The following is a 21643-nucleotide window of genomic DNA, read 5'->3' on the forward strand; positions in this document are numbered from 1 at the left end:
ATGGCGCTGTTCACGTTCAGGCTGCCCGACATCGGCGAAGGCATTTCCGAGGCGGAGATTGTCGGTTGGCATGTGAAGGTCGGGGACCGGGTAGAGGAAGACCAGCCCATCGCCGACATGATGACCGACAAGGCGACGGTCGAGATGGAAAGCCCCGTCGCGGGCGTGGTGAAGCGGCTGGCCGGGGAGCCGGGCGAGCAGATCGCGATCGGCGCGATGCTGGTGGAGATTGAGGTTGAGGGAGAAGGGGAGGTCGCTTCCGGGGCGGAGGCTCCGATGCCTTCGCAGGAGGAGATTGAGGCCGAGACGGCGGGCGGACGCGAGGTGGCGGGCGCGTCGGTTAACGGGATTATTTCGTCGGTTGATCGGGGTGAAGGGATTTCTCCGGAGGAAAAGCCTGAAAAGCCCCTCCCCTTCAGGGGAGGGGTTGGGGTGGGGGATCAGAGGGATGTGCCCAGTTCGCAGGACAGCCCCCTCTCCCCAGCCTCGCAGGGAGTCACGCGCCTCCCTGCGACCCCTGAAGGGGAGAGGGAGCAGGGCAGCACGCGTCGGCCACCGACCTCAGAAGGGGAGAGAAAGTCACTCGCATCCCCTGCCGTCCGCGCCCGCGCCAGGGAACTCGGCATCGACCTGTCCCAGGTGAAAGCCAGCGGCGATCATATCCGCCATTCGGACCTCGACGCATTCCTGCTTTACGGCGCGGGGCAGGGCTATCGGTCGCCCAAGCCGCGCGCGCGGCGGGAGGATGAGGTGGTGAAGGTCATCGGCCTGCGCCGCCGGATCGCGGAGAACATGGCGGCCTCCAAGCGGCATATTCCGCATTTCTCCTATGTCGAGGAAATCGACGTCACCGAATTGGAACGGATGCGCGCGCAGTTGAATGGCGCGCGTGGGGATCGGCCGAAGCTAACCGTGCTGCCGCTGCTGATCGTGGCGATTTGCCGGGCTCTGCCGGACTTTCCGATGTTGAACGCCCGCTATGATGACGAGGCGGGCGTGGTGACGCGCTTTGGCGCTGTGCATATGGGCATCGCGACGCAGACTGACGCGGGGCTGATGGTGCCGGTGATCCGCGATGCGCAGGATCGCAATATCTGGCAGCTGGCGGGCGAGATAAAGCGGCTGGCAGAGGCCGCGCGCTCGGGCAAGGCGAAGGCGGAGGAGCTTTCCGGATCGACCTTGACGCTGACGTCGTTGGGGGCGCTGGGCGGGGTGGCCACCACGCCGGTCATCAATCGGCCTGAGGTGGCGATTGTCGGGCCCAACCGGGTGATCGAGCGGCCCGTTTTTCGCGGGCGCGAGGTCGTGGCTGCGAAGCTCATGAACCTGTCGATCAGCTGCGACCATCGGGTAGTGGATGGATGGGACGCCGCGAGTTTCGTGCAGGCGGTGAAGCGATTGCTGGAGACGCCAGTGTTGTTGTTTGCGGAGTGAGGCATTCGTCACCCCGGGCTTGACCCGGGGTCCCGCTTCATCTCAGACCAGCAGATCGAACATGTCGCGCCAGTCCGGATTGGCGCGTTCGACAAGATCGAACTTCCAAGTGCGCCGCCATCGTTTGATCCGCTTTTCTTGCTCGATGCAGCTCATCATTGCTTCGCCCCATTCCGCCCAGACCAAGCGAGATAGGCCATAACGCTTGCAGAAGTCCGAGCCTGTGCCAGAACGATGTTGCTGAACGCGAGAAACGATGTCCGCCGTCACGCCGACATACATGGTGCCACGATATCGATCGGCCATGATATATACCCAACCGCCTTGGCGTGCCCGTCCCATGCCGTCTGGATCGAATAAGCGGGACCCCGGGTCAAGCCCGGGGTGACCAACATCGATATCTCAGCTGGTGCTCACCGCATCGTCGCCCGGTAACTCAGACGCGCGGTTTCTCCCGGTGACAGGCGCGCAGGGCCTGTCCAGCGGATATGGGTGATGTCGGCCGCGACGGCCCGGCGGACGCCGCCGAGCGGGGTCGGGAGCCATAGCTCGTCAAGGCGGCCCCAGCGTTGCCCGCCATCGACCGACACTTGCATGGACGGATCGGGCGCGGTGAGGAGCGCGCCGCGCGGGACCGCTTTGGTGAGGGCGACGCCTTGGACGGGAGCGCGCCCTTCATTGCGCCAGTTGACGACGAAGAGAATCTGGTCGCCAGGGGCAGCGCGCGTCGCGCTGGCCAGGGTGCGGCGGGCGCGGCCGTTGATGTCGGTATGCACGCGCTCCACGAACATCTGCGTTTCCATCCGCAGGTCGGCACGGGCCAGCGAAGGCGCGGGCAGCATGCCCCATGCCGCCAGTCCAAGTAGCGCCCCTATACGCATCATCCGTTCAAAGCCCCGATCTCCGTTTCGCCATGGCTTAGGACGGGGGGAGCGAAAATTTGGTTAACGGGCCTTAGCCATGTTCTGGCGTGGCGGATTGAAATTGACGCGCTGTTGCGGCCCGGTACACATTGCAGAAATGCGGGCAGGATCGACCATTACGTGACACCTCATGAACAGCAGGAAATCAACCGGCGGCGGGATCGGCTGCTGGCGTCCATCGCGCTGACGACCGGGGTCGGGCTGCTTCTTGCCATGCCCTTCGCCTTGCGCGAGGGCGCAGAATTCTTCCTGCCGCTGACGGCCGCGGTGGTGATCGCCATTGCGCTGGTGCCGTTCCTGGAATGGATGGAGCGGCGGCGGGTGCCTTCTGCGGTGGCGGCGCTGGCGGCGGTGATCGCATTCCTCGTGGTCGCGAATACCGCGCTGGTGCTGATCGTGGTTCCGGCGACCGATTGGTTCAGGCTGTTGCCGCAGCGTCTGCCCAAGATTCAGGACAATCTGGCGCCGCTCATCGATTTTTATTCCCAATTGCAGCATTTCGTCGACGAAACGGTGCAGATGCTGGCGACCGGACCGGTGGCGGCGGCGCAGACGGCGGCGGTGGATGCGCCGCGATCGCTGTTGCAGTTCGCCGCGACCTCGGCCCCTTCGGCGATCATCCAGATGGTGTTCGCGCTGCTCATCATCTATTTCTTCCTGGCCGGCTGGACGCGGCTGCGGCGGCGCACGATCAACAGCCGGGGCAGCTTCGACGGGGCCATGGCGGTGGCGCGGGTGATCCAGAATGTGGTCGATGCGACGTCGGCCTATGTGCTGACGATCGCGACGATCAACCTGTGCCTGGGGCTGGCGGTCGCGCTGGCGCTGTGGCTGATCGGCATGCCGTCGCCGCTGATGTGGGGCGGGATCGTCGCGCTGCTCAACTTCGTGCCCTATTTCGGACCGATGCTGGCGGCGGCCTTGCTGGCGCTCGGCGGGCTCATGGTGTTCGATGATGTGTGGCGGGCGCTGGCCCCTGCCGTGACGCAGATCGGCTTTCACCTGGTGGAGGCGAATGTGATTACGCCGATGGTGCTGGGGCGGCGGTTGACGATGAACCCGCTGCTGATTCTGGTGTCGCTGACCTTCTGGGGATGGGTGTGGGGGACGCCGGGCGCGCTGCTGGGCGTGCCTTTGCTGATCATCATTCAGACCGTGGTGGCCGCCGCTGGGACGCCGGATATCGCCGGTTTCCTGTTCGAGCGCGGGACGCTGACGGTGGCGCCGCGCGAAGAAAATGACGAGAAAGAAGAAAGTGGTGAAAGAGCCGGTTGACAGGTCCGGCGCACCCGCATAGATGCCCGCCCACACCGAACGCGGGTGTAGCTCAGTTGGTTAGAGCGCCGGCCTGTCACGCCGGAGGTCGCGGGTTCGAGCCCCGTCACTCGCGCCACTCTTTTGGAAGAGTGAATGGTCCTGAAGGGCCGTATTTATTCCGAAATTTGATATGTCGTCATGCCAGCGCAAGCTGGCATCTCGGGCCCTTGGCGTTTGGCGTCGCCTCACAAGATCCCAGCTTTCGCTGGGATGACGGAGTGGGGCGTTTTAGCAGCGCTGTGAGCGCGTCAGCCGCGCCGCCAGCGGCCGGTTTCCATCCAGGCGAGCAGGCGCTTCAAGGGCAGCACCCAGATCCAGACGATGCCGAGGAAGACATAGACCGGCACCTGCGCGATCATCGGCAGGCTGCCGATAATGCCCGACAGGCTGCCGACCAGCACCGCCCAGAGCAGGATCAGCCCGATGATGAGGAGCATGCCCACAGGCTTGCGCCAGCTGGGTTCGTAGGGAGCAGGCTGGCGATTCACGCGTCGGGTCCTTCGATCAGTTCTACTTCGGTGAGGATGATGTGGAGCGGCAGGTCCCACGGGTCGGCGGGCAGCGCGCCCTGCTCCTGCACCGACCAGGCGAGGCCGATCCGCAGTGCTTGCGGAAAGCGGGCGAAGGCGCGGTCATAATAGCCGCCGCCCTGGCCCAGCCGGTTCATGGCGCGGTCGAAGGCGAGCAGCGGGGCGATGATGATGTCCGGAGCGACGGACGGGCCGCTGGGTTCGGGATGGTGCGTGCCGTAAAGGCCGGGATGGAGCTGATCCTCCGGCGTCCAGGTGAGGAAATCCATGGTGCCGAGCCGGTCGATGACGCGCGGGAGGGCAAGCGTCTTGCCCATCGCCGCGAGTTGAGGCGCGAGCCGCTGGGCGGGCGCTTCGTCGTCCAGGCCCATGTAGAGCGCCACCGTCCGCGCGCTGTCGAGGCGGCGGGCGAGGGGCGAGGGGATCGCCTTGAAGGCCAGCCGATGCGCGAGCGGGTCGAGCGACTGGACGAAGGCGCGGCGGCGCGTCCGGGCGAGGGTGCGCAGGGCGGTCTTGTCGGTGTCTTCGCTCATGGGCTCGCGTTTAGAGCAGCGCGCGGCAAATTGATATTATTTAGCACCGGTGCGTCGACAGGCTCGGCGCGAACGGAGTTTGGGGGAGCCAAGGAAGGGTGACGGGACCGCCTCGGCCGTTTGCTGGAATATCCTCTGACGCCTCAACGTCAGGTGGGGACCATGTAGATCGGGCCGGAACCCGCCCAGGGACAGCCCCCGTGGATGTGATTATCGCCTCAGGGATGTTCGCTAAAGCTCGTATCGCGCAGTGCCCGTCGCCCGTAATCTAGGCGCCAGGCTCCGGATCGACAAGCCTCTCGCGCAGCTTTTCTATGCGCGCGGCCAGCGCCTCCACCGCTTGCACGGCGAGTTCGTCGTCATCGCCCAGCGCCAGGCTCTGCTGGCGGCCGATCGCCTCGCGCTTCAGGTCGTTAAGCTCGTCGGCCAGGAAGAGGGCGGCGAACAGCAGCGTGCGTACTTCAGTGAGGCCCGGCGTATTCTGCTGGGCGAGGCGCGCCTTGCGTTCGATCAGGCCGGCGAGATGGGCAAGATGCGCCTCCTCCCCGTCGCGGCAGCGGACGGTATAATGGCGCCCGGCGATCTGGAGGGTGGTTTCAGCCACGCTTTTCTCCCTTCAGATCGGCGATCAGCTCATCGAGCGAACGGAGCGCCGCCCGCGCGGCGGCCTGATCCATACCGGGGGAGGCGGAAGAGGCCGGGGCCGCAGTCGCGAGACCCTGCACATCCTGTTCCAGCTGGCTCACCGCGCGCTCCAGCGCGCCAATAGCCTGCATCATGCGATCGCTTGCCATGATCCACGCATAAACAAAGTTTTCGCCTTGCAAAAGCTGTCATTGGACGGCTTGGCGCGCTCCAAGGTCCTGCCATGGTTGACGCTTTGGGTGCAACGCGACAAAGGGGACCCGATTTCGATTCGCCGGCTCAGCAGGGGGCCGTGAGCCAAGTAGGGAAGAAGCCAGCCTAGATGACCGTATCCGAAAAGTCGCTCGCCAGCGCCATCCGGGCGCTTTCCATGGACGCAGTGCAGGCGGCGAACAGCGGCCATCCGGGCATGCCGATGGGCATGGCGGACGTCGCGACGGTGCTGTTCAAGGACTATATCAAGTTCGATCCGACCCAGCCGAAATGGGCCGACCGCGACCGTTTCGTGCTGTCGGCAGGCCATGGATCGATGCTGATCTACGCGCTGCTGCACCTCACCGGCTATGCGCGTCCGACGATGGAGGATATCCGTAATTTCCGCCAGATCGGCAGCCCCTGCGCCGGGCATCCGGAGAATTTCGAGCTGGCGGGCGTGGAAGCGACCACCGGGCCGCTGGGTTCGGGCCTGGCCACCGCTGTCGGCATGGCGATTGCCGAGCGGCACCTCAATGCGCAGTTCGGCGACGATCTGGTCGATCACCGCACCTGGGTGATCGCGGGCGACGGTTGTCTGATGGAAGGCATCAACCATGAGGCGATCGGCCTTGCCGGGCACCTGAACCTTGGCCGCCTGATCGTGCTGTGGGACGATAATAAGATCACCATCGACGGCGCGGTCGACCTGTCGAGCAGCGAAGATGTGCGCGCCCGCTATGCCGCGACCGGCTGGCATGTCGTGTCGTGCGACGGCCATGACGTCGCCGATGTGCGCCGCGCCATCGACGAAGCGCTGGCCGATCCGCGCCCGTCGCTGGTCGCCTGTGCCACCAAGATCGGCTATGGCGCGCCCAACAAGGCGGGTACGTCGGGTGTCCATGGTTCCGCGCTGGGCGAGGCCGAAGTCGCGGCGGCTCGCGAGTTCCTGGGCTGGACATCCGAGCCTTTCGTCCTGCCCGAGGATATTGCCGCCGAGTGGCGTCGCATCGGGTCGCAGGGCGCTGAAGTGCGTGCCGCTTGGGAAGGCCGCCTTGATGGCAATGGCCAGAAGGTGGAGTTCGAACGGCGGATGGCGGGTGAACTGCCCGCGGACTTCTCGCTCAATGCCTATATCGACACGCTGATCGCCAATCCGCAGAAGGTCGCGACCCGCAAGGCGAGCGAATTGGCGCTGGGCGCGATCAACGACCTGCTGCCCGAGACGCTGGGCGGTTCGGCGGACCTGACCGGATCGAACAACACCAAGACCAAATCGACCGGACCGCTCACCAAGGACGATTATTCCGGCCGCTATGTCTATTATGGCATTCGCGAATTCGGCATGGCCTGCGCGATGAACGGCATGGCGTTGCATGGCGGCGTCATCCCCTATGGCGGCACCTTCCTGGTCTTTTCCGACTATATGCGCGGCGGCATCCGCCTGGCTGCGCTTCAGCAGCAGCGCGTCATCCATGTGCTGACGCATGATTCGATCGGTCTTGGCGAGGATGGCCCGACCCACCAGCCGATCGAGCACGTCATGTCGCTGCGTATGATCCCGAACCTGGACGTCTATCGCCCGGCGGACATCGTCGAGACGGCGGAATGCTGGGAACTGGCATTGAAGGACAAGGATGGCCCTTCGGTACTGGCGCTGACCCGCCAGAATTTGGCCCAACTGCGTACCGAAAAGGCGGCTGAGAATCTCTGCGCCAAGGGCGCCTATCGCCTGCGCGCTGCCAAGGGGACCCGCAAGGTCGTGCTGATCGCCACCGGTTCCGAAGTCGAGATCGCGGTGGCGACCGCCGACCTGCTGGAAGCGCAGGGCATCGGCGCGGACGTCGTGTCCATGCCGAGCTGGGCGCATTTCGATGCGCAGCCGCAGGCGTATAAGGATGATCTCCTTCCGCACCATGTGCTGCGCTGCTCGATTGAGGCAGGCACGACATTCGGGTGGGAACGCTATGTCGGCATTGCGGGCTTGCGTTTTGGCATCGACACATTCGGCGCTTCGGCTCCGGCGGAAGTGCTGTACGAGCATTTCGGCCTGACCGCGGCGAAGATCGCGCCGCAGGTTGCGGCCGCGCTCGATCATTAAGAACATCTACCAATCAGGAGGCTAGTGCAGTGGCAACGAAGGTAGCAATTAACGGTTTTGGACGTATCGGCCGCCTGGTGGCGCGCGCAATCCTGTCGCGCACCGACCATGACCTCGAATTGGTCAGCATCAACGATCTGGGCGATGCGAAGGCAAACGCCCTGCTGTTCAAGCGTGACAGCGTCCATGGCAACTGGGCTGGCGACGTCAGCGCCGAAGGCGACGCGCTGATCATCAACGGCAAGCGCATTGCCGTGACCGCCGAACGCGATCCCGCCAAGCTGCCGCACGCGGCGCAGGGCGTCGAGATCGCACTGGAATGCACCGGCATCTTCGCTTCGAAGGAAAAGGCGAGCGCCCACCTGGCCGCTGGCGCCAAGCGCGTCATCATTTCCGCGCCCGCAAGCGGCGTGGACAAGACCATCGTGTTCGGCGTCAATCATGAAACGCTGACTGCCGATGACGTCGTCATCTCCAACGCCAGCTGCACGACCAACTGCCTGGCGCCGCTCGCCAAGGTCCTGCACGATGCCATCGGCATCGAAAAGGGCTTCATGACGACGATCCACAGCTACACCAACGACCAGAACACGCTGGACCAGCTGCACAGCGACATGCGCCGCGCCCGCGCCGCCGCGCTGTCGATGATCCCGACCACCACGGGCGCAGCGCGCGCCGTGGGTGAGGTGCTGCCGGAGCTCAAGGGCAAGCTGGACGGTTCGTCGGTGCGCGTGCCGACCCCCAACGTCTCGGTCGTTGACCTGAAGTTCATCGCCAAGCGCGAAACGAACCGCGACGAAGTGAACCAGCTGCTGAAGGCCGCTTCGGAAGCGGGTCCGCTGAAGGGCGTGCTGGGCTATTCGGACGAACCGCTCGTATCGATCGACTATAATGGCGATCCGCGCAGCTCGACCGTCGACAGCCTGGAAACGGCCGTCATTGACGGCAATCTGGTACGCGTGCTCAGCTGGTACGACAATGAATGGGGTTTTTCGAACCGCATGATCGATACCGCAGGCGTGGTTGCCGGGCTGCTGTAAGAATGAGGGGGGCGGGCATTGGCTCGCCCCTTTTTTCGTCATCCCAGCGAAAGCTGGGATCTCGTTTTTTTGACTACGTCCCGCCGAGGCATGAGATCCCAGCTTTCGCTGGGATGACGGTAGGGGCGGCTGGGAGCATCATGGTGGCCAAGCCCTTTAAGACGCTGGACGATATGGGCGACATCAGCGGCAAGACCGTGTTGGTGCGCGAAGATTTGAACGTGCCGATGCAGGATGGATCGGTGAGCGACGATACCCGCCTGCGGGCGGCGATGCCGACGATCCTTGAACTTGCCGATCGCGGCGCAAAGGTTCTGATCCTGGCGCATTTCGGGCGGCCCAAGGGGCAGAAGAACCCGGAATATTCGCTGTCGAAGATCACGCGCCCGCTGACGCAGGTGCTGGGCCGCGACGTGCAGTTCATTCCCGATTGCTGCGGTGAAGCGGCGGTGGACGGCATCGCGGTGATGCGTCCGGGCGATATTTCGATCCTGGAAAATACCCGCTTCCATCCCGGCGAGGAAAAAAATGATCCGGCGCTGGTCGAAGCCATGGCGGCGATCGGCGACTATTATGTGAACGATGCCTTCTCCGCCGCGCACCGCGCCCATGCTTCGACCGAGGGGCTGGCGCACAAGCTGCCTGCCTTTGCGGGCCGCTCCATGGAGAAGGAGCTGGACGCGTTGCAGGCGGCGCTCGGCGAGCCGGTGAAGCCGGTCGCGGCTGTTGTCGGCGGTGCGAAGGTTTCGACCAAGCTTGATGTACTGAATAACCTGGTCGCGAAGGTCGATCATCTGATCATCGGCGGTGGCATGGCCAACACCTTCCTCCACGCGCGCGGGGTCGATGTCGGCAAGTCGCTGTGCGAGAAGGATCTGGCCGAAACCGCCGAGGCGATCTTCGACAAGGCTGAGGCTGCGGGATGCACCATCCATCTGCCCTATGACGTAGTTGTGGCGAAGGAATTTGCCGCCAATCCCCCGTCGGTGCGGACGTGCAATGTGCATGAAGTCGCTGCCGACGAGATGATTCTGGACGTGGGCCCGGCGGCGGTCGAGGCGCTGGGCGATGCGCTCAAGAACTGCCGCACGCTGGTCTGGAACGGGCCGCTCGGCGCGTTCGAGATCGCGCCGTTTGACAAGGCGACGGTGGCGCTTGCCCAGACGGCGGCGGCGCTGACCAAGGAAGGCGGGCTGACGTCCGTGGCGGGCGGCGGCGATACGGTCGCGGCGCTCAACCATGCGGGCGTGGCGGGCGACTTCACCTTTGTATCGACCGCTGGCGGCGCTTTCCTTGAGTGGATGGAAGGCAAGGACCTGCCGGGCGTCAGCGCATTGATGGTGTGAACTTCGGAAGCCGCCGTCTACAAAATGGCGGTTTTCTTCACTTTTTTGAAGCCGCCGAAGGGGCGGCGCAACCCTACAGAGAAGGTATGTGCAGATGCTGGATCAGGACATGAAGAACAAGATTGCGGCCGGTAACGGCTTTATCGCCGCGCTCGACCAGAGCGGCGGGTCGACGCCCAAGGCGCTCAAGGGCTATGGCATCGAGGAAGGCGCGTGGAGGAATGACGAGGAGATGTTCGGCCTCATCCACGACATGCGCAGCCGCATCATCACCTCGCCCTGCTTCACTGGCGAAAAGGTGATCGGCGCGATCCTGTTCGAACGGACGATGGACGGCGAAGCGGGCGGCAAGTCCGTGCCCCAGGCGCTGATCGAGCGCGGCGTGGTGCCCTTCATCAAGATAGACAAGGGCCTGGAGGATGAGGCGAACGGCGTTCAGATGATGAAGCCCATGCCGGAACTCGACACGCTGCTGAAGCGCGCCAAGTCGCTCGGCGTATTCGGGACCAAGGAGCGTTCGGTTATCAATCTCGCCAACCGCGAAGGCATTGCCGCGATCGTCAAGCAGCAGTTCGCAGTGGGCGCGCAGGTATTGGCCGCTGGCCTGATGCCGATGCTGGAGCCCGAGATCAACATCAAGAGCCCCGAGCGCGCAGAGGCTGACCAGATCCTGCTGGAGGAACTGCTCAAGGGTCTGGACGCGCTGCCCGAAGGCCAGCAGGTGATGCTAAAGCTGTCGCTGCCCGCGAAGGCTGGCCTGTTCGATCCGCTGGTCGATCATCCCAAGGTGCTGCGCGTCGTGGCGCTGTCGGGCGGCTTTTCGCGCGCAGAAGCCTGCGTCGAACTGGCGAAGAATCGCGGCATCATCGCGAGCTTCAGCCGTGCGCTGCTGAACGACCTGCGCCACCAGATGAGCGAGGACGAGTTCAACGGCTCGCTAGGGCAAGCGATCGACGAAATCCACGCTGCCTCGACCAACAAGGCGGCTTGACCTCACATGACGGCCGCTGACATTGGTCCAGCGGCCGTCATTCGCCTGGGCGGCGAGCATATCGACAGGATGCGGGCGGCAAATGCGCTGTTCGCTGAGGTGTTCGACGATCCGCAATCCTATGCGGATCAGCCCCCGTCAGATGGCTATCTGCGCGATCTGCTGGCCGACCCGCGCTTCATCGCCCTGGTGGCGGTGGAGGGTGAGCGGATCATTGGCGCGCTCGCCGCTTATGAGTTGCGCAAGTTCGAGCAGCAGCGCAGCGAAATCTATATCTACGACTTGGCGGTCGCGGCGGATCGGCGGCGGCAGGGTGTCGCCACGGCCTTGATCGACGCGCTACGTCCCATCGCCATCGCGGCTGGAGCATGGGTCATCTATGTGCAGGCCGATCTGGAGGATGAGCCCGCGGTTGCGCTTTATACTAAGCTTGGTTCGCGCGAAGATGTGCTGCATTTCGACATCGCGCCGATAAGGGGGATGCTCTAGCTGGCCATGGTCTTCAACGCCTGCGCGTCATGGATCGCGTCCGCATTGATGTCGTTATTGAAAAAGGCCCAAACGGCGCGGCCCTGGCGAGCCTGGTCATTCATCCAACCCGCCCATTCGCGCAGGTCATCCTCGGCATAGCGGCCCCAATATTTGCCTTTCCCGCCATGGAAGCGAACATAGGCGGCGTGGCCCGTGGCGATACGCGGGCTCGCTGATCCGGGCATGTCATGTACGCAGAAGCTTGCGCCATGGCGGTCGAGCAGATCGTAGGTGGTGTGTTCGTACCAGCTGCTGTGGCGAAACTCGAAGACGGGGACGATGTCCGGCGGCTGGAGCTTGAGGAAGCTGTCAAGCCGGTCGGGATTGAAGGTGAGGCTGGGCGGAAGCTGGTAGAGGATTGGGCCCAGCGTCGGGCCGAAATGGCGGAAGGACGCCATCATCCGCTCCATCGGCTCCTCGCAATGGGTAAGCTTCAGAGCCTGTGTGAGATAGCGGTTTGCCTTGACCGCATAGAAGAAGCCGGGCGGCGCCTGATCGCGCCAGCCGTCGACGGTTTCCGGCTTTGGAAGGCGGTAGAAGCTGTTGTTGATCTCCACCGTGCCGAAATGTTCGGCGTAGAAGGCGAACCAGCGCTTCATCGCCAGTTTTTCGGGGTAGAAGGCGCCGCGCCAGTGGCGATAGTTCCATCCCGAGCAGCCGATCCTGATCATGATGGGACAAGCCGCCGGACCGGGACGCGGTTCCATTCTTTTCCTTGGACGTCGAAACGCGCTAAGGGCTGCCCATGACCGATTTCACTGACGAAGAGCTGGCGCTCGACCCGCATTTTGCCGACCAGTTCGAAAAGGGTTTCCGCCCGCCCTGCCAGCTTTACCTGATCTCGCCGGCCGCGATCGATGAAGGCTTCGTGACGCAGCTCGCAGAGGCTCTGGACGGCGGCAAGGTTGCGGCGTTCCAGTTGCGGCTGAAAGGTTTGGACGAAGACGCGATCGCCCGCGCGGCAGAGCCGTTGCAAAAATTGTGCGCGGAGCGGGAGGTTGCCTTCATCATCAACGACAGCGTTGCCCTGGCCAAAAGGCTGGGCGCGGATGGCGTGCATCTGGGGCAGGGGGATGGCGATCCGCGAGAGGCGCGGAAGATTTTGGGGCCCAAGGTGCAGATCGGCGTCACGTGCCATGACAGCCGTCACCTTGCGATGGAAGCGGGGGAGGCGGGGGCGGATTATGTCGCCTTCGGAGCCTTTTATCCCACCACGACCAAGGACACCCATCATCGGCCGGAACCTTCGATCCTCAGCTGGTGGACCACATTGTTCGAACTGCCCTGTGTCGCGATCGGAGGGGTAACGGCGGACAATGCCGCGCCGTTGGTGGAAGCAGGGGCCGACTTCCTGGCGGTAAGCAACGCGGTATGGGCGCATCCGGATGGCCCGCGCGCGGGCGTTGCGGCGTTTTCGGCTGTGCTTGGTAGGGCCCAGGAGGTGACGCCCTCGCGCTGAACCTGTCAAGGTTCCGTGTTTCTTGAGGAAGGAAGGGGCTTCGACAGGCTCAGCCCGAGCGGATTGAGTATTTGGATTGAATTTGCCCTGCTTTAATTAGGCCTGCTGGACGCTGTTTGATCGAGGGAGGAAGCTTTCCCGAGCTTTGCGCGTTTCTCTTCCCGAACTTCGGGAGAGCATTGCCTTGAAAACATATCTGCTCGCGATCACGCTGCTTTGCACGGCTTGCAAGGTGTCTGTCACTGACGCGAATGAAAGCGGGGGCGCGCCTCCCGGAAACCAGACGGACGCGGTGCAGCAGGGCGCGGCAGCCAAGTCCGGGTCCGATCCCTACGCCTTCACCATCGTTCCGGAGCCCGGCGGCACGCCAGCGCGCGCGGATTCGATCTTGCAGGCGCAGGTGGCGCTTGACCGGGCGGGCTTTTCCCCCGGCGTGCTCGACGGGAAGGAAGGCATGTCCTTCACCGCCGCGCTGAAGGGTTTCCAGGAGGCCAAGGGCCTGCCGGAGACTGGCAAATATGACCAGGCGACGGCCAAGGCCCTGCTGGGTGACAAGCCGCCGCCAGCGACATGGCTGGTGACGATCCCTGCGGAGTTCGCCCGTGGGCCGTTCACCGCGATCCCCAAGGAATATGCCGATCAGGCCAAGCTGCCTGCGCTTGGATATCGCAACCTCATCGAAAAGCTGGCCGAGCGGTTTCATACCAAGCCTGAAGTGCTGGTGGCGTTGAATGCACCCAACACGAAGCTAGGGCCGGGCGCTACCGTGCGCGTGCCTGCCGTGGGCAACCAGCCGGTGGCCCAGATCGAGGGAGATGAGCGCGGCTGGGGCACTACGCTGGCCAGCCTGGCGGTCGCGAAGGACCAGCCGCAGGCCGACCATGTCGTCGTCGACAAATCCGACGGCGTGCTGCGCGTTTTCGACAAGGCCAACAAGCTGATCGCACAGTTCCCGGCGACCATGGGATCGGAACATGATCCGCTGCCGCTTGGTACATGGGAGATCAAGGGGATCAGCCGGAACCCCGATTTCCATTATAATCCCGACCTGTTCTGGGATGCCGACGCCAAGGATGAAAAGGCGGTGTTGAAGCCTGGGCCGAATGGGCCTGTCGGGGTGGTTTGGATCGACCTTTCCAAGCAACATTATGGTATCCATGGCACGCCCGAGCCCCAGACGATCGGCCGTACCGAAAGCCATGGATGCATCCGCCTCACCAACTGGGATGCGGCGCGGCTGGCGCAAATGGTGAAGAGCGGGGTCAAGGCGGTATTCCAGGCATGAGGAGGCCAGGACGGCGAGGATGTTTGGGCATTTTACTCGCCGTCCTGCTGCTGCTCCTGTTCCTGAAAATGTGCGTTCGGATCGTTCCGGGAGACGGGCCTGAGCAGCGCGCCGTGCCCGAACGCCCGGCCGCGGCTGAGGCTGGATCGCTGCTGATCCCGGTCGAGGGCGTGCCCCCAAGCGCGCTTACCGACACCTTTACCCAGGCGCGAGCAGGTGGTGTCCGGCCGCATGATGCGATCGACATCATGGCGGCGCGTGGCAGGGCCGTGCTGGCGGCCGCGGACGGGCGTATAGAGAAGCTTTTCACCAGCGCGGATGGCGGGTTGACCATCTATGAGCGGTCCCCCGACGGCCGCCGCATCTATTATTATGCGCATCTGGACGGCTATGCCCCCGGACTGGCGGAGGGGCAGATGGTGAAGCGGGGGCAGAAGATCGCAACGGTCGGTAGCACCGGCAATGCCGATCCGGCGGCGCCGCACCTGCATTTTGCCGTCAATGAAATCGCGCCGGGGGAACCATGGTACAGGGGGCGGGCGATCAATCCCTATCCCTTGCTGGCGCGGCCGATCCGATGAGCCCACTTGCCCTTATCGGCGGCACGATGTAGAGGCGCGGCCAGCCTTTTTACATGAGGCCGGCTCTTTTCACCTTCAGACATATAGGCAGGCTCTTCCCATGAAGATCAGCGGCGTCGAGATTCGTCCCGGCAACAATATCGAATATGACGGAAGCCTGTGGCGGGCCGTCAAGATCCAGCACACCCAGCCCGGCAAGGGTGGCGCCTATATGCAGGTGGAACTGAAGAATCTGATCGACGGGCGCAAGAATAACGTGCGTTTCCGGTCGGCTGAGACGGTGGAGCGCATCCGCCTCGACACCAAGGATTTCCAGTATCTTTATGCCGAGGGCGACATGCTCGTCTTTATGGATACCGAGACCTATGAGCAGATCAACCTGCCGCAGGATCTGGTGGGCGACGCGTCCGCTTTCCTGCAGGACGGCATGATGGTCATGCTGGAAATGTACGAGGAACGCCCGATCTCCGTGCAGCTGCCCGAAACGGTCGAGGCGACTGTGGTCGAGGCGGACGCCGTGGTGAAGGGGCAGACGGCTTCGGCCAGCTACAAGCCCGCGATCCTCGACAATGGCGTGCGCGTCATGGTGCCGCCGCATATCGTGACCGGAACGCGCATCATCGTCGATGTGTATGAGCGGGAATATGTGAAGCGGGCGGATTGAGCTGCTGATTGTTCCCCTTCCGCAGGCGGGAGGGGTTAGGGGTGGGCGCGAGCGTCAGCGAGCCCTTGCCTCGTTCAAAGCGTTGCATGCGATTGCTGCGCAATCGTTCCCACCCCCGGCCCCTCCCGCTTGCGGGAGGGGGGAGATTAAGTAAATGGTATCCCATTCCGGCCTTCTCACCGTCATGGAACGCGCCGCTCGCAAGGCTGGCGCGAAGCTGCGGCGGGACTTTGGCGAAGTCGAACATCTGCAGGTGTCGCGCAAGGGACCGGCGGACTTCGTGTCCAAGGCCGATCAGCAGGCGGAGCGCACTTTGGTCGAGGAGCTTCAGAAGGCGCGGCCGGACTGGGGCTTCCTGCTGGAAGAGGGCGGGGTGATCGAGGGCGATCCCAACAAGCCGCGCTGGATCATCGATCCGCTCGACGGCACCAGCAACTTCCTGCATGGCATTCCGCATTTCGCGATCTCCATCGCCGTGGAAGAGCCGCTTTATAGCGGCAACAAGCGGGAAGTGACGACCGGCCTCATCTATCAGCCGGTGACGGATGAAAGCTATTGGGCGGAAAAGAGCCGTGGCGCGTGGCGGCATGATCAGCGCCTGCGCGTGTCGGCGCGCCGCGATCTGGGCGACTGCCTGATCGCCACCGGTATTCCCTTCATGGGTCATGGCGATTTCGCCCAATGGACGCGCATCTTCGGCGCTGTCGGTCCGTCGGTAGCCGGTATAAGGCGCTTCGGCGCGGCTTCGCTGGATCTCGCCCATGTCGCTTCCGGGCGGTATGACGGCTTTTGGGAAAGCGGGTTGCAACCCTGGGATGTGGCTGCGGGCATATTGCTGGTGCGTGAGGCCGGGGGCTTCGTCACTGACTTTCGTGGCGGGGATAAGCCGATCGAGCGCAAGGAAGTCATCGCGGGCAATGACGCCATCCATAGCAAGCTGCACAAGCTTGTTGCCGGAGCGCTGCGCTGAGGCAGGCATTTGTTTCTGCGTACAAGAAGCAAACTCTTGCGAATCATTCTCATGGCGGGGGGCCTTGCTTCGCTTATGCGGCAGGCCTAAAGCGCGCCCATATTCATTTTCGCCCAGGGGATTCCGTTGGTCGATCTAGCCCAATATCTGCCGATCCTTATCTTTCTCGGGATCGCCTTGCTTCTTTCAGGGGCATTCGTGTTCCTGCCGATGCTGGTCGGCCGCCTGACGGGCGCGCATCAGCCCGATCCGGCAAAGCTGTCGGAATATGAGTGCGGCTTCCCGGCGTTCGAGGAACCGCGCAGCCAGTTCGACGTGCGATTCTATCTTGTCGCTATCCTGTTCATCATCTTCGACCTGGAAGCGGCGTTTCTCTATCCCTGGGCGGTCAGCCTGGATCAGATCGGCTGGGCCGGCTGGGCGACGATGATGATCTTCATAGCGGAGCTGGTGCTGGGCCTCGTCTATGCGTGGAAGAAGGGAGCCCTCGATTGGGAGTAGAACTGACCAGTCCCGCGCCCGGCACGATGTTGCCCGCGGGGACGCAGCCCGACCAGAATTTCTTCAACGCGCTGAACAGCGAGGTCAGCGACAAGGGCTTCCTCGTCACGTCGACCGAAGAGCTTTTCCAATGGGCTCGGACCGGTTCGCTGTGGTGGATGACCTTTGGCCTTGCTTGCTGCGCGGTGGAGATGATCCACGTCAACATGCCCCGTTACGACATGGAGCGGTTTGGCGCCGCGCCGCGCGCTTCCCCGCGCCAGTCGGACGTGATGATCGTCGCGGGAACGCTGTGCAACAAGATGGCTCCGGCGTTGCGCAAGGTTTACGATCAGATGTCCAATCCGAAATATGTGATTTCGATGGGCAGCTGCGCCAATGGAGGCGGCTATTATCACTACAGCTATTCGGTAGTGCGCGGCTGTGACCGGATCGTGCCGGTCGACATCTATGTGCCGGGCTGCCCTCCGACTGCCGAAGCGCTGCTGTATGGCGTGATGCAGTTGCAGCGGAAGATCCGCCGGATCGGGACGGTTGAGCGCTGATATGGGTCATTCTGCACCGAAGATCGTGAACCCGGACGGGCTCGCGGACAAGATCGCCGGACTGTTGGGTTCGATGCTGATCGAAGCGGTCGATCATGCCGATGAGCTGAGCTTCACCGTCGTGCGCCAGCGGCTGGCCGAGGCGCTGGATGTCCTGCGCGTTCAGGGTGAATATCAGCAGCTGATGGAGATCGCGGGCGTCGATTATCCAGAGCGGGCCGAGCGCTTCGAAGTTTGCTATCATCTGCTGTCCGTTACCAAGAACCATCGCATCCGCGTCAAGGTAACTACCGACGAGGATCAGCCGGTTCCCACCGTCACGCACATCTGGCCTGTTGCAGGCTGGCTGGAGCGCGAGGTGTTCGACATGTACGGCGTGATCTTCGAGGGCAATGCCGACCTGCGCCGCATCCTGACCGACTATGGGTTCAAGGGGCATCCGCTCCGCAAGGACTTCCCGCTGACCGGCTATGTCGAGATGTGGTATTCCGAAGAGGATAAGCGCGTCGTCTACAAGCCGGTGAAGCTGGCCCAGGATTTCCGCCAGTTCGATTTCATGAGCCCGTGGGAAGGCGCAGAATATGTGCTGCCGGGCGATGAGAAGGCGCCGCAGGCTCCGGGCGCGCCCTCGCCCGTGGCAGCGCCGCCTCCGCCGCCTGCCGCGCCGAAGGGAGAGCCTGCTGGCGCAACGCCCAAGGTGACGGAAAAGTCCGAAGATACCGGTGCGGGCGAACCGGCGAACAGCAAGGGGAATGAAAAGTCTCCCAATGCTCCAGTGCAGCCTGAACACCATACCGACGAAGGCAAAGGCGCCGCCAAGCCCGAGGACAAAGGCTAATGTCCACCTATCTCGACGAACTCGAACATAAGACCAGCGTGGATGATCCCACACTGGGCGATACCGAGATCCAGAATTATACGATCAACTTCGGTCCCCAGCATCCTGCGGCGCACGGCGTGTTGCGCCTTGTCATGGAGTTGGACGGCGAGATCGTGGAGCGTTGCGATCCGCATGTCGGCCTGCTCCATCGCGGCACCGAAAAGCTGATCGAATATAAGACCTATCTTCAGGCGCTGCCCTATTTCGACCGGCTCGACTATTGCTCGCCCATGGGGATGGAGCACAGCTATGTGCTGGCGGTCGAGAAGCTGCTGAACCTGGAGGTGCCGCTCCGCGCGCAATATCTGCGCGTGTTCTTCGCGGAACTGACACGCATCAAGAACCACATGCTGAACCTTGGCAGCCATGTCATGGACGTCGGCGCGATGACGCCGAACCTGTGGCTGTTCGAACTGCGCGAAGACTGCATGAATTTCTATGAGCGGGCTTCGGGCGCGCGCATGCATGCGGCTTATTTCCGGCCGGGCGGCGTCCATCAGGATGTGCCGCTGAAGCTGCTGACAGACATCGCCGACTGGCTCGACACGCGCCTGCCGCGCTTGTTCGAAGACGCCATCAGCCTCGTTGCGGACAATCGCATCTTCAAGCAGCGTAACGTCGATATCGCCGTGGTGAGCAAGGAAGACGCGCTGAAATGGGGCTTTTCTGGACCCATGCTGCGTGGTTCGGGCATCGCATGGGATTTGCGCAAGTCGCAGCCCTATGACGTCTATGACCGCATGGACTTCGACATTCCGGTCGGCACCAATTTCGACTGCTACGACCGCTTCATGGTCCGCGTCGAGGAAGTCCGCCAATCTGCGCGCATCATGAAGCAGTGCCTTAATGAGATGCCGGAAGGTCCGGTACTCTCGCTTGACCGCAAGGTCGCGCCGCCGCGCCGGGGCGAGATGAAGCGCTCGATGGAAGCGCTGATCCATCATTTCAAGCTGTACACTGAAGGCTTCCACGTTCCGGCGGGTGAAGTCTATGTGGCGACCGAAAGCCCCAAGGGCGAGTTTGGCGTCTATCTGGTGAGCGATGGGACCAATTCGCCCTATCGCTGCAAGATCCGCCCGACGGCTTTTTCGCACTTGCAGGCGATGGATTTCATGATGAAGGGCCACATGCTGGCCGACACCACCGCCGTCCTTGGCGCGATGGACATCGTGTTCGGAGAATGTGACCGCTAATGGCTGACGCAGTTCATATCCCTGACGAAGCGGAAACGCGCGCCCGCTGGGGCAATTTCGCGTGGACGGCTGACAATGCCGAGCAGGCGAAGAAGGTCATCGCGCGTTATCCCGCTGGCCGTCAGCAATCGGCTGTGATGCCGCTGCTCGACCTTGCCCAGCGCCAGGTTGGTGCGGAAACGCAGACCCAGGGCTGGCTGCCCGTGCCGGTGATGGAATATATCGCTGACCAGCTCGATATGCCGTACATGCGGGTTTACGAGGTCGCGACCTTCTACACCATGTACAATCTTGCGCCGGTTGGCCGCTATCATGTGCAGGTGTGCGGCACGACGCCCTGCATGCTGCGCGGTTCGGACGATGTCTTCTCGGCTTGCAAGAACAAGGGGCTGGTGAAGGGCGGCACGACGCCGGACGGCCTGTTTACGCTGACCGAAGTCGAGTGCCTGGGCGCCTGCGCCAATGCGCCAATGGTGCAGATCAACGACGATAATTTCGAAGACCTGACCTATGACAGCATGAGCTCGATCCTCGACGATCTCGCCGCTGGCAAGCAGCCCAAGATTGGGCCGCAAATCGAGCGTCAGACGAGCTGCCCGGAAGGTGGGCCGACCACGCTCAGGGAAATGGTTTCCGAAAATCATGACTATAGGGGGCAGTGGTAATGAGCGACGTCATCGCGCCGCTGGCCGACAAGGACCGCATCTTCACCAACGTCTATGGCTTCCAGGACTGGGGCATCGACGCGGCGATGAAGCGCGGCGATTGGGATAACACCAAGGCGCTGCTGGAGATCGGCCAGGACGAAATCATTGAGCGCATTAAGGCTTCGGGCCTGCGCGGCCGTGGCGGGGCGGGCTTCCCAACAGGTATGAAGTGGAGCTTCATGCCCAAGGAAAGCAAGGATGGCCGTCCGAGCTTCCTGGTCATCAACGCGGACGAGTCCGAGCCGGGTTCGTGCAAGGACCGCGAGATCATCCGCCACGACCCGCACAAGCTGATCGAGGGCGCGCTGGTCGCCGGTTTCGCGATGCGCGCGCGTGCTGCTTATATCTATATCCGCGGCGAGTTCATCTATGAGGCGAAGGTACTCTTCGCCGCTGTCGAGCAGGCTTATGAAAAGGGCTTCCTTGGCAAGAACGCATGCGGTTCGGGTTATGATTTCGACGTCTTCGTCCATCGTGGCGCGGGCGCCTATATCTGTGGTGAGGAAACCGCGCAGATTGAAAGCCTGGAAGGCAAGAAGGGCCAGCCGCGCCTGAAGCCGCCTTTTCCGGCGGGCGCGGGGCTTTATGGCTGCCCGACGACCGTGAACAACGTGGAATCGATCGCGGTGTCGCCGACGATCCTGCGTCGTGGGTCAGAATGGTTCTCCAGCTTCGGCCGCGAAGGGAACAAGGGCACGAAGCTGTTCCAGATCAGCGGTCATGTGAACAAGCCCTGCGTCGTCGAAGAGTCGATGGGCATCAGCTTCAAGGAGCTGATCGACCGGCATTGCGGCGGCATTCGTGGTGGTTGGGACAATCTGCTGGCCGTGATCCCCGGCGGATCGTCGGTGCCGCTGGTTCCGGCCGCACAGATCATGGACGCGCCGATGGACTTTGATGGTCTGAAGGCGCTCGGGTCGGGTCTCGGCACGGCAGCGGTCATCGTCATGGACAAGTCGACCGACATCGTCCGCGCGATCAGCCGTTTGTCCTACTTCTACAAGCATGAGAGCTGCGGCCAGTGCACGCCGTGCCGTGAAGGCACAGGCTGGATGTGGCGCGTGATGGAGCGGCTGCGTTCGGGCGAGGCGGACATCGGCGAGATCGACATGCTCCAGCAGGTCACCAAGCAGGTTGAAGGCCACACCATCTGCGCGCTCGGCGATGCGGCGGCTTGGCCGATCCAGGGCCTGATCCGGCATTTCCGCCCGGAGATCGAGCGGCGGATCAACGAGAATAAGGGTAGCGCCCCCGTCATGGAGGCAGCGGAGTAAT

Annotated in this window: 25 protein-coding genes and 1 tRNA gene; 19 read left to right on the forward strand and 7 right to left on the reverse strand. The window is 63.1% G+C overall.

Features of this window, described 5'->3' with window-relative positions:
• Nucleotides 1-1434 (forward strand): dihydrolipoamide acetyltransferase family protein, encoded by a 1434-nt coding sequence (locus tag ACYU8T_RS02850; RefSeq protein WP_461158452.1) that lies wholly within the window; start codon nt 1-3, stop codon nt 1432-1434.
• A 42-nt stretch (nt 1435-1476) separates the two neighbouring features.
• Here ACYU8T_RS02850 and ACYU8T_RS02855 read toward each other — a convergent pair whose 3' ends face one another.
• Nucleotides 1477-1776 carry a GIY-YIG nuclease family protein gene (locus ACYU8T_RS02855; protein ID WP_097091178.1) on the reverse strand — a complete coding sequence of 100 codons (300 nt, stop codon included), beginning with the start codon at nt 1774-1776 and terminating at the stop codon, nt 1477-1479.
• A gap of 71 nt (nt 1777-1847) precedes the next feature.
• Nucleotides 1848-2315 (reverse strand): hypothetical protein, encoded by a 468-nt coding sequence (locus ACYU8T_RS02860; protein ID WP_461159729.1) that lies wholly within the window; start codon nt 2313-2315, stop codon nt 1848-1850.
• A gap of 162 nt (nt 2316-2477) precedes the next feature.
• Here ACYU8T_RS02860 and ACYU8T_RS02865 point away from each other — a divergent pair, with 162 nt between their 5' ends.
• Nucleotides 2478-3632, forward strand: coding sequence for an AI-2E family transporter (locus ACYU8T_RS02865; protein WP_097092717.1), 1155 nt, complete (start codon nt 2478-2480; stop codon nt 3630-3632).
• 41 nt (nt 3633-3673) lie between these two features.
• Nucleotides 3674-3750 (forward strand) — tRNA-Asp (locus tag ACYU8T_RS02870).
• Nucleotides 3751-3922: 172 nt separating this feature from the next.
• Here ACYU8T_RS02870 and ACYU8T_RS02875 read toward each other — a convergent pair.
• The 4 genes from ACYU8T_RS02875 to ACYU8T_RS02890 form a co-directional block, all read right to left on the reverse strand.
• Nucleotides 3923-4162 carry a DUF2842 domain-containing protein gene (locus ACYU8T_RS02875; RefSeq protein WP_255254702.1) on the reverse strand — a complete coding sequence of 80 codons (240 nt, stop codon included), beginning with the start codon at nt 4160-4162 and terminating at the stop codon, nt 3923-3925.
• Nucleotides 4159-4737 carry a 5-formyltetrahydrofolate cyclo-ligase gene (locus ACYU8T_RS02880; protein WP_461158453.1) on the reverse strand — a complete coding sequence of 193 codons (579 nt, stop codon included), beginning with the start codon at nt 4735-4737 and terminating at the stop codon, nt 4159-4161. The genes ACYU8T_RS02875 and ACYU8T_RS02880 overlap by 4 nt, the downstream gene beginning before the upstream one ends.
• Before the next feature lie 268 nt (nt 4738-5005).
• Nucleotides 5006-5341, reverse strand: a complete 336-nt coding sequence (locus ACYU8T_RS02885) for a cell division protein ZapA (protein ID WP_461158454.1) — start codon at nt 5339-5341, stop codon at nt 5006-5008.
• Nucleotides 5334-5531: a hypothetical protein gene (locus ACYU8T_RS02890; protein ID WP_461158455.1), complete on the reverse strand. Its 198-nt coding sequence runs from the start codon at nt 5529-5531 to the stop codon at nt 5334-5336. Before ACYU8T_RS02890 ends, ACYU8T_RS02885 begins: the two co-directional genes overlap by 8 nt.
• A 173-nt stretch (nt 5532-5704) precedes the next feature.
• Between ACYU8T_RS02890 and tkt the strand changes: the two genes are divergently transcribed.
• The 5 genes from tkt (at nt 5705) to ACYU8T_RS02915 (ending at nt 11541) form a co-directional block, all read left to right on the forward strand.
• Nucleotides 5705-7675: a transketolase gene (tkt, locus tag ACYU8T_RS02895; RefSeq protein WP_461158456.1), complete on the forward strand. Its 1971-nt coding sequence runs from the start codon at nt 5705-5707 to the stop codon at nt 7673-7675.
• A 29-nt stretch (nt 7676-7704) separates the two neighbouring features.
• Complete coding sequence (gene gap / locus ACYU8T_RS02900; RefSeq protein WP_097091183.1) at nt 7705-8715, forward strand: type I glyceraldehyde-3-phosphate dehydrogenase; 1011 nt, start codon at nt 7705-7707, stop codon at nt 8713-8715.
• Between the two features lie 140 nt (nt 8716-8855).
• Nucleotides 8856-10061, forward strand: coding sequence for a phosphoglycerate kinase (locus tag ACYU8T_RS02905; RefSeq protein ID WP_461158457.1), 1206 nt, complete (start codon nt 8856-8858; stop codon nt 10059-10061).
• A gap of 94 nt (nt 10062-10155) precedes the next feature.
• Nucleotides 10156-11052, forward strand: a complete 897-nt coding sequence (locus ACYU8T_RS02910; protein ID WP_461159730.1) for a fructose bisphosphate aldolase — start codon at nt 10156-10158, stop codon at nt 11050-11052.
• Nucleotides 11053-11073: 21 nt separating this feature from the next.
• The gene (locus ACYU8T_RS02915; protein ID WP_461159731.1) at nt 11074-11541 is read left to right on the forward strand and encodes an AAC(3)-I family aminoglycoside N-acetyltransferase; all 468 of its coding nucleotides are present in this window, start codon (nt 11074-11076) and stop codon (nt 11539-11541) included.
• Here ACYU8T_RS02915 and ACYU8T_RS02920 read toward each other — a convergent pair.
• Nucleotides 11538-12254 carry a DUF72 domain-containing protein gene (locus tag ACYU8T_RS02920; RefSeq protein WP_461158458.1) on the reverse strand — a complete coding sequence of 239 codons (717 nt, stop codon included), beginning with the start codon at nt 12252-12254 and terminating at the stop codon, nt 11538-11540. The two genes, ACYU8T_RS02915 and ACYU8T_RS02920, sit on opposite strands and share 4 nt — an antisense overlap.
• A gap of 74 nt (nt 12255-12328) precedes the next feature.
• On the opposite strand from ACYU8T_RS02920, the gene thiE reads away from it, so the two are divergent.
• From thiE to nuoF, 11 genes are all read left to right on the forward strand, one after another.
• Nucleotides 12329-13042 (forward strand): thiamine phosphate synthase, encoded by a 714-nt coding sequence (thiE, locus tag ACYU8T_RS02925; protein WP_461158459.1) that lies wholly within the window; start codon nt 12329-12331, stop codon nt 13040-13042.
• A gap of 184 nt (nt 13043-13226) precedes the next feature.
• A complete protein-coding gene (locus ACYU8T_RS02930) occupies nt 13227-14327 on the forward strand; it encodes a L,D-transpeptidase family protein (RefSeq protein ID WP_461158460.1) in 1101 nt (366 codons plus the stop codon).
• Nucleotides 14324-14908, forward strand: coding sequence for a M23 family metallopeptidase (locus tag ACYU8T_RS02935; RefSeq protein WP_461158461.1), 585 nt, complete (start codon nt 14324-14326; stop codon nt 14906-14908). The genes ACYU8T_RS02930 and ACYU8T_RS02935 overlap by 4 nt, the downstream gene beginning before the upstream one ends.
• Before the next feature lie 100 nt (nt 14909-15008).
• Nucleotides 15009-15572: an elongation factor P gene (gene efp, locus ACYU8T_RS02940; protein ID WP_066515524.1), complete on the forward strand. Its 564-nt coding sequence runs from the start codon at nt 15009-15011 to the stop codon at nt 15570-15572.
• A gap of 154 nt (nt 15573-15726) precedes the next feature.
• Entirely contained in the window at nt 15727-16542 is an 816-nt protein-coding gene (locus tag ACYU8T_RS02945) for an inositol monophosphatase family protein (protein WP_461158462.1), read from the forward strand.
• Between the two features lie 126 nt (nt 16543-16668).
• The gene (locus ACYU8T_RS02950; RefSeq protein ID WP_097091191.1) at nt 16669-17043 is read left to right on the forward strand and encodes an NADH-quinone oxidoreductase subunit A; all 375 of its coding nucleotides are present in this window, start codon (nt 16669-16671) and stop codon (nt 17041-17043) included.
• Complete coding sequence (locus tag ACYU8T_RS02955; RefSeq protein ID WP_461158463.1) at nt 17034-17588, forward strand: NuoB/complex I 20 kDa subunit family protein; 555 nt, start codon at nt 17034-17036, stop codon at nt 17586-17588. The genes ACYU8T_RS02950 and ACYU8T_RS02955 overlap by 10 nt, the downstream gene beginning before the upstream one ends.
• A 1-nt stretch (nt 17589) precedes the next feature.
• Entirely contained in the window at nt 17590-18426 is an 837-nt protein-coding gene (locus ACYU8T_RS02960; protein WP_461158464.1) for an NADH-quinone oxidoreductase subunit C, read from the forward strand.
• Complete coding sequence (locus ACYU8T_RS02965; protein WP_247231804.1) at nt 18426-19661, forward strand: NADH-quinone oxidoreductase subunit D; 1236 nt, start codon at nt 18426-18428, stop codon at nt 19659-19661. The genes ACYU8T_RS02960 and ACYU8T_RS02965 overlap by 1 nt, the downstream gene beginning before the upstream one ends.
• The gene (nuoE, locus tag ACYU8T_RS02970; protein WP_461158465.1) at nt 19661-20326 is read left to right on the forward strand and encodes an NADH-quinone oxidoreductase subunit NuoE; all 666 of its coding nucleotides are present in this window, start codon (nt 19661-19663) and stop codon (nt 20324-20326) included. The genes ACYU8T_RS02965 and nuoE overlap by 1 nt, the downstream gene beginning before the upstream one ends.
• Nucleotides 20326-21642, forward strand: coding sequence for an NADH-quinone oxidoreductase subunit NuoF (nuoF, locus tag ACYU8T_RS02975; RefSeq protein WP_201513460.1), 1317 nt, complete (start codon nt 20326-20328; stop codon nt 21640-21642). The genes nuoE and nuoF overlap by 1 nt, the downstream gene beginning before the upstream one ends.
• Nucleotide 21643 lies beyond the last annotated feature (1 nt).

The sequence above is a fragment of the Sphingobium sp. TomMM35A genome, from assembly GCF_054771735.1.

What these genes read in the sequence shown, in the direction of transcription:
- ACYU8T_RS02850 (WP_461158452.1), top strand. Translation starts at nt 1, where the DNA reads ATGGCGCTGTTCACGTTCAGGCTGCCCGACATCGGCGAAGGCATTTCC.
- ACYU8T_RS02855 (WP_097091178.1), bottom strand. Translation starts at nt 1,776, where the DNA reads ATGGGACGGGCACGCCAAGGCGGTTGGGTATATATCATGGCCGATCGA.
- ACYU8T_RS02860 (WP_461159729.1), bottom strand. Translation starts at nt 2,315, where the DNA reads ATGCGTATAGGGGCGCTACTTGGACTGGCGGCATGGGGCATGCTGCCC.
- ACYU8T_RS02880 (WP_461158453.1), bottom strand. Translation starts at nt 4,737, where the DNA reads ATGAGCGAAGACACCGACAAGACCGCCCTGCGCACCCTCGCCCGGACG.
- ACYU8T_RS02890 (WP_461158455.1), bottom strand. Translation starts at nt 5,531, where the DNA reads ATGGCAAGCGATCGCATGATGCAGGCTATTGGCGCGCTGGAGCGCGCG.
- tkt (WP_461158456.1), top strand. Translation starts at nt 5,705, where the DNA reads ATGACCGTATCCGAAAAGTCGCTCGCCAGCGCCATCCGGGCGCTTTCC.
- ACYU8T_RS02905 (WP_461158457.1), top strand. Translation starts at nt 8,856, where the DNA reads ATGGTGGCCAAGCCCTTTAAGACGCTGGACGATATGGGCGACATCAGC.
- ACYU8T_RS02910 (WP_461159730.1), top strand. Translation starts at nt 10,156, where the DNA reads ATGCTGGATCAGGACATGAAGAACAAGATTGCGGCCGGTAACGGCTTT.
- ACYU8T_RS02920 (WP_461158458.1), bottom strand. Translation starts at nt 12,254, where the DNA reads ATGATCAGGATCGGCTGCTCGGGATGGAACTATCGCCACTGGCGCGGC.
- thiE (WP_461158459.1), top strand. Translation starts at nt 12,329, where the DNA reads ATGACCGATTTCACTGACGAAGAGCTGGCGCTCGACCCGCATTTTGCC.
- ACYU8T_RS02935 (WP_461158461.1), top strand. Translation starts at nt 14,324, where the DNA reads ATGAGGAGGCCAGGACGGCGAGGATGTTTGGGCATTTTACTCGCCGTC.
- efp (WP_066515524.1), top strand. Translation starts at nt 15,009, where the DNA reads ATGAAGATCAGCGGCGTCGAGATTCGTCCCGGCAACAATATCGAATAT.
- ACYU8T_RS02945 (WP_461158462.1), top strand. Translation starts at nt 15,727, where the DNA reads ATGGTATCCCATTCCGGCCTTCTCACCGTCATGGAACGCGCCGCTCGC.
- ACYU8T_RS02960 (WP_461158464.1), top strand. Translation starts at nt 17,590, where the DNA reads ATGGGTCATTCTGCACCGAAGATCGTGAACCCGGACGGGCTCGCGGAC.
- ACYU8T_RS02965 (WP_247231804.1), top strand. Translation starts at nt 18,426, where the DNA reads ATGTCCACCTATCTCGACGAACTCGAACATAAGACCAGCGTGGATGAT.
- nuoE (WP_461158465.1), top strand. Translation starts at nt 19,661, where the DNA reads ATGGCTGACGCAGTTCATATCCCTGACGAAGCGGAAACGCGCGCCCGC.
- nuoF (WP_201513460.1), top strand. Translation starts at nt 20,326, where the DNA reads ATGAGCGACGTCATCGCGCCGCTGGCCGACAAGGACCGCATCTTCACC.